Annotated in this window: 5 protein-coding genes; all 5 read left to right on the top strand. The window is 54.4% G+C overall.

All coding sequences use genetic code 11. The features are described from left to right. On the top strand, positions 1-498 hold a 498-nt coding region (locus tag BIS10_RS17140; RefSeq protein WP_253507113.1), incomplete at its 5' end, for a chromate transporter. Positions 499-625: 127 nt separating this feature from the next. Continuing rightward, a complete protein-coding gene (locus tag BIS10_RS17135; protein ID WP_253507110.1) occupies positions 626-1,606 on the top strand; it encodes a tripartite tricarboxylate transporter substrate binding protein in 981 nt (326 codons plus the stop codon). A gap of 69 nt (positions 1,607-1,675) precedes the next feature. Then, the gene (locus BIS10_RS17130; protein WP_253507107.1) at positions 1,676-2,146 is read left to right on the top strand and encodes a tripartite tricarboxylate transporter TctB family protein; all 471 of its coding nucleotides are present in this window, start codon (positions 1,676-1,678) and stop codon (positions 2,144-2,146) included. Positions 2,147-2,162: 16 nt separating this feature from the next. Next, a complete protein-coding gene (locus BIS10_RS17125; RefSeq protein WP_253507104.1) occupies positions 2,163-3,668 on the top strand; it encodes a tripartite tricarboxylate transporter permease in 1,506 nt (501 codons plus the stop codon). A gap of 31 nt (positions 3,669-3,699) precedes the next feature. Then, on the top strand, positions 3,700-5,307 hold the full coding sequence (locus tag BIS10_RS17120; RefSeq protein ID WP_253507102.1) for a gamma-glutamyltransferase family protein: 1,608 nt from the start codon (positions 3,700-3,702) through the stop codon (positions 5,305-5,307). Positions 5,308-5,337 lie beyond the last annotated feature (30 nt).

Raw genomic sequence — 5,337 nt, 5'->3', positions numbered from 1 at the left:
ATTCCTAACATTATTGGTTATGGCGGTGGCCCCGCCATTATTCCGCTCATTGAAGCAGAAGTAGTGGGTCGCTATGGCTGGATGACGTCACAGGGCTTTGCTGAAACGCTGGCGCTCGGCAATGCGCTCCCCAGCCCGATTGCCACCAAAATGGCGGGCTATGTTGGCTATGAAGTTGCCGGTATTGGCGGGGCATTTGTGGCTGTTGCCGCAACGGTCATTCCCTCACTCCTGCTGATGCTTGGCGCTTTGGGGCTTTTATATCGCCACCGCGACTCCCCGCGCGTTAAACGCATGAGCCAATGGGTACGACCAGTGATTGCCATGATGATGGCGTGGCTTACCCTCGGTTTTTTCACAGAAAGTATGGCGGCAAGCGGCCTCCTCCACACGCTGATTATCGGTATCGTGGCCGCGATTGCGCTTGTGCGCTTTAACACCCATCCCGCCTTTGTTGTTATCGGCGCCTTGGTTTATGGAGGGCTCTTCTTAGGTTGACCTGTTGTGCACTCAAGACCATTCACTGCAGACAATAAGAACCCAATATGGGACCACGCGCTCACCACACCGCTGCTTAATCTCAGCGGATCACCACACCAACTCAATCAAAAAAGGTGTATAGAGAATGACGCGTTCAAAACTTGCTCTAAGTACGACACTCGCCGCCATTGGACTCACCTCCAGCCTGGCGTTCATTTCCACTGCCCATGCGGACTATCCTGAGCAGGATGTTCGTTTAATTATTCCTTATGGGCCCGGGGGTGCCACGGATATTATTTTCCGTCTGGTATCACAAGAGGCCGAACAGCACTTAGGCGCCTCGATTGTTCCGGTCAATATGGCTGGGGCAGGCGCGACACTGGGGTCACGCAACGTCAAAGATGCGACGCCTGATGGCTATACGCTGCTAGGTAGCCATGACACGATTGCACTTTCAAAACTCGCAGGTACGGTCGATTACTCTTACGACGCTTTTGAACCCATCGCCCTGCTCACACAAACCATCAATATCCCCACGACTTATGCCGGCCACCCAGTAGAAAGCGCGGCCGATATTGCTGACTACGTGCGAGAAAACCCAGGCCAAGTACGTTTCAGCATGATCCCAAGCTCCACCGACCACTTCTTTTGGGCGCAGTTTTTCCAGGAAGCCGGTATTGATATGGCAGATGTGCGTTTAGTGGGTTACCCCGATACCGGCCAACAAGTATCGGCGCTGATGGCAGAAGAAGTTGATTTTGCCATGTTCAACCTGCCATCTGGTGGCGCTTTTTACGAAGATGGCACCTTTAAACCCCTTGGCATTGCGCATCCCGAGCGCCTAGACAGCATGCCCGACGTCGCCACCCTGCGAGAGCAGGGTATTGAGATGGACCACTCCACCAGCCGCGGCATCTTTGCGCCTAAAGACACCCCCCAAGAGGTATTAGACGCCGTGGCTGATGCCTATGGGCAAGCACTTGAGGATGAGCAGGTACAAAGCCGTATCGAAAATGAGTTCGGGTCGGTTGTACGCTTCCTGGCGGGCGATGACTATCAAACGTTCTTAGAGGAAAACGAAGCGGCGCTTTCGGCGGCTGCCGAAAACATCGAGTTCCAAAACTAAGCGTTTCGACGTCATTTCTCGCTCATGCTCCCAGGGCAACGCGCCTGGGAGCACCTGGAGGCTACGCTAATGCTAACGCTTACCAAAGACCGCGCGCTGGCGCTGGCGCTGCTATTGATGGTGGCTGTCATGTGGGTGGAGTCGGGGTCTATTCGCCCACCGACTAGCTGGCAGCCCTATGGGTCAGCACTGTTTCCACGCATCTTGCTAGTGACGATCGGTTTCTTATCAGTACTGCTGCTAGTCCGCTCTCTGTTTACCCGCGTCACTCCTGTGGCGTCATGGCGTACAGAAATCAGCGATTGGTTTACTCGACGTAAAATCGTCGTAGCGCTGTTTGTACTGTTTGGGCTGTATGCAGCACTTCTGCCCTTACTGGGCTATATCGTTGCCACCATCAGTTTTTTAGTGGCGTCTTTTGCCTTGTTATTGGGCATAGATACAAAGCGTAAATGGGCAATCAACCTAGGGATCAGCCTCACACTTGTGCCGCTGGTATTTGTCATTTTCCGTTACGGCTTAAACGTATGGCTGCCCTAATGTTGAGGACCAACAGATGACTAATTTCTTTCTTCAAGCGCTCAGCGAAGTCGGAAGCTTCTCGGTAATGGGCTTGATCATACTCGGTGTGCTATTCGGTATTATAGGCGGGAGTATTCCAGGCTTTACTGTGACCATGGCTATCCTAGTGGTATTCCCGTTCACCTTTGCCATGGATCCGGTCAGTGGCGTATCGCTGATGGTGGGTGTCTTCGTAGGTGGGTACTCGGGCGGTATTGTATCGGGCGTTATGCTGGGAATACCTGGAACACCCTCCTCCATTACCACTGTCTATGACGGCTACCCCATGGCTCAAAAGGGTGAGCCCGGCCGAGCCTTAGGGATCGGTGTCATGTCCTCCTTTCTTGGCACCATTATCAGCGTGGCCGTGCTGGTCTTTTTTGGACCGTTAATAGCCAGCTTTAGTATGAATTTTCGCCCCTGGGAAATTACCGCGCTGATTATCTTTGCGCTAACACTGGTAGCAGGCCTATCAAATGGAGCACTCCTAAAAGGTCTATTAGCCGCCGCGCTGGGCTTACTGATCACCACTGTGGGGTATGACCGCAACAGTAATCTGCGCTTTGATTTTGATCTGCCCGCACTCAGCTCAGGGTTTGAGATGCTGCCCGTGATGATTGGTGTCTTTGCGTTCTCTCAACTGCTCGGCAATATCGAAAAACTGCGCGACGGCGATGGTAATGGCAAAGGCGTGGACACTAACGTGTCAATTCCTTACCGCCAGATTATGAAAGATATGGCAGGTCAAAAACTCAACACCTTGCGCTCTTCTTTAATTGGTAGCCTGATCGGTGCGCTACCGGGAACTGGCGGCACCGTGGCTAACTTTGTGAGCTACGACCAGGCGAAAAAGTTTTCACGTCATCCAGAAACATTTGGCACAGGCACCCCTAGCGGGATTGTTGCCTCCGAGGCCTCCAATAGCGCCGTTGCTGGAGGTGCATTCGTGCCTACTCTAGCGCTAGGCATACCTGGTGATCTTCCCATGGCTATTATGATGGGCGTGCTGATCCTCCACGGCATCACCCCAGGTCCGATGATGTTTGAACAAAACCCGGTGCTGGTGGGCGCGATCTACGCAAGCCTCTTGATCGGTGCTGTGATCATGGTGTTGTGTAATCTACTGCTTGTGCGCTGGTTCGCCAAAATCTCGTTAATCCCGCAGCAGATCTTAGTACCGGTGGTACTGATCCTCTGCGCTATCGGTGCTTATGCACTCAATAACAATCTCTTTGATATCTGGGTGCTGTTTATTTTCGGAGTAGTTGGCTATTTGCTCTGGAAAGCTGGCGTTCCTCTCACACCGCTCATACTCGGTGTAGTCCTGGGCAACAACTTGGAACGGCAATTGTTTAGAGCGCTGGAGTTGGACCCTAACTGGCTGACTTTTTTAACACGGCCTCTCTCTGCTCTCTTTTTAGCACTGGCGGTCGCATCCGTCGCTTTCTCCCTCTATCAAGACCGCAAACTTAAGCGCCTAAAGCCAGCGACCAACAACTAGCAATCAATGATTAATAAAAAGGATACTTTACATGCATAACAACGCTCTCTATTACCCCAGTGCCTCACGTCGTATGGCCACTTTCGGCAAACGCGGTATGGTGGCCACCTCTCAGCCGCTCGCCGCCCAGGTAGGTATCACGATTTTGCAGCAGGGCGGCAATGCGATTGATGCGGCGATTGCCACCGCCGCCGCGCTCACTGTGGTAGAGCCTACGTCTAACGGCATTGGCAGCGACGCCTTCGCGATTGTATGGGTCGATAGAAAGCTACATGGCCTCAACGCCAGCGGCCCTGCTCCGCAGGCAGCCACGATTGAGGCTTTGAAAGCGCTTGGCCATGACGCTATGCCTAACCACGGCATGCTGCCTGTTACCGTGCCTGGCGCGCCTGCGGCCTGGGCAGCACTCTCTGAGCGCTTTGGTAAACTGCCCTTTGCGGATCTGCTAGCGCCTGCCGTCGCGCTGGCAGAAGAAGGCTTTGCGGTGACGCCGGTGATCCACCAAATGTGGGAAGAGGCCTTCCATAACTACGCGACCTACCCCGACGCTGCCTTCCAACCCTGGTTCGATACCTTTGCCCCCAAAGGCCGGGCACCGCGCCCTGGCGAGTTATGGTCCGCCCCTGACCACGCGAAAAGCTTGGCCGCGATTGCCAACACAAACGCCGAGGCGTTTTATCGCGGTGAACTGGCTGAGGCAATCGATGCGTTCTCCCGCGAACATGGCGGCTTAATTCGTAAAGAGGATTTGGCCGCTTACCAGCCCGAGTGGGTCGACCCAATTAGCGTGCGCTATCAAGGCCATGATATTTGGGAAATTCCACCGAACGGCAGCGGTATGATCGTGCTGCAGGCGCTCGGCATGCTGGAACGGTTAGACCCGTGCCCAGGCGATGCGGTTGAAACCCTGCACCGCCGGATTGAAGCCACTAAACTTGCCTATATGGATGGCTTTAAACACATCACCGAACGCAGCGCGATGGCTCCCACCACCGAGCAAATGCTGGATGATGCCTACCTGAAAGCGCGCGCAGCGCTGATCGGCGATCAAGCCGTTGACCCGGCACACGGCAACCCGTTGCAAGGCGGCACCGTCTACCTAGCCACTGCCGACGACGAAGGCAATATGGTGTCGTTTATCCAAAGTAACTTTAAAGGCTTTGGTTCCGGCATGGTCATCCCTGGCACCGGGATTAGCCTGCAAAACCGTGGCTGGTCGTTCTCGCTAGATCCTGAACACGCCAATGCCCTGGCTCCCGGCAAGCGCACCTATCACACCATCATTCCCGGGTTTATCACCAAAGATAATCAAGCCGTGGGGCCCTTTGGCGTCATGGGCGGCTATATGCAGCCTCAGGGCCAAGTGCAGGTAGTCACTGCGATGATTGAGGATCAGTTAAACCCACAGGCCGCATTGGATATGCCCCGTTGGAAGTGGACAACCGGCAGAACCGTTGAGGTGGAAGCCGACTTCCCTAACCACTTAGCACTGGCCCTCGCTCGGCGCGGCCACAAGATTGTTAAGGTAGCGGATTCGATTAGCTTTGGCCGTGGCCAAATCATTCTCCGTAATTCTGATACCGGCGTGCTTCAAGGCGGTACTGAACCCCGCACCGACGGTGCAGTGCTACCGCTATAGCGGCGGGTGCTGTGTCACTACTGCCCACCC

It is taken from the genome of Halomonas sp. 707B3 (assembly GCF_024158645.1).
Taxonomy (GTDB): domain Bacteria; phylum Pseudomonadota; class Gammaproteobacteria; order Pseudomonadales; family Halomonadaceae; genus Vreelandella; species Vreelandella lionensis.
This window is presented reverse-complemented; position numbering and strand designations above follow the sequence as displayed.

Coding starts and splice junctions, on each gene's coding strand:
- BIS10_RS17135 (WP_253507110.1), top strand. CDS start 626: ATGACGCGTTCAAAACTTGCTCTAAGTACGACACTCGCCGCCATTGGA.
- BIS10_RS17130 (WP_253507107.1), top strand. CDS start 1,676: ATGCTAACGCTTACCAAAGACCGCGCGCTGGCGCTGGCGCTGCTATTG.
- BIS10_RS17125 (WP_253507104.1), top strand. CDS start 2,163: ATGACTAATTTCTTTCTTCAAGCGCTCAGCGAAGTCGGAAGCTTCTCG.
- BIS10_RS17120 (WP_253507102.1), top strand. CDS start 3,700: ATGCATAACAACGCTCTCTATTACCCCAGTGCCTCACGTCGTATGGCC.